The organism is Kitasatospora sp. MBT66 (genome assembly GCF_000710405.2).
Taxonomy (GTDB): domain Bacteria; phylum Actinomycetota; class Actinomycetes; order Streptomycetales; family Streptomycetaceae; genus Kitasatospora; species Kitasatospora purpeofusca.
The window spans coordinates 306,219-306,919 of the sequence record NZ_JAIY01000010.1; the positions used below are offsets into that span (position 1 = coordinate 306,219).

At 80.0% G+C, this 701-nt stretch carries 1 protein-coding gene; it reads left to right on the top strand.

What is annotated here, in order from left to right; all coding sequences use genetic code 11:
• On the top strand, nucleotides 1-701 hold a 701-nt coding region (locus BI06_RS51185), incomplete at both ends, for a helix-hairpin-helix domain-containing protein (RefSeq protein ID WP_043471975.1).

Sequence of the window (701 nt, forward strand, 5' to 3'; positions counted from 1 at the left end):
CTGGCCGCCGCCGCGGTGTCGCTGTTCGGCGACGGCGCGGCCGAGCAGCTCCGCGAGGACCCGTGGGCCGTGCTCTCCCTGCCCGGTGTCCGCCCCGAGCACGCGGACGGCTTCGCCCGCGGCCTGCTCGGCCCGGCGGCCGGCCCGGGCGACCAGCGCCGCGCGCAGGCCCTGGTCGGCTGGTTGCTGGAGCAGGCGGCGCTGCGCGGCCACTCCGCCCTGGAGATCGGCGAGGTGACCGCCGGGCTGGAGCGCCTCGGGGTGCCGGACTCCGCCGCCGCCGTCCAGGCCGCGGTGCTCGACGGCCGGGCGATGCCGTTCCAGGAGGAACTCACCGGCGCCGAGGCGCACGCGGCGGGCGGGGACGACGAGGACGAGCCGCCGACCAGGACGCTGCTCGCCCTGGAGCGCCTCGCGCTGGCGGAGGAGAGTCTGGCGGACGGCCTGGTCCGGCTGATGTCCACCTTCGTGCCCGGCGAGGACCAGGAGGAGCAGGCGGAGCACGAGGAGTCCGCCGAGGGAGCCGCGGCCGACACCGTCGCGGAGGCTGCCGACAAGGACGCGGCGGAAGCGGCCGAGGACGCGGACGGCGCGGACGCGGAGGACGCCGCCGACGCCGCCCCGCAGGCACCCGCCGCGCCCGGCCCGGCCGCCTGGGAGGCCGCCGCCGAGGCCGCCCCGTCCTCCTCCGCGGCCGCCCT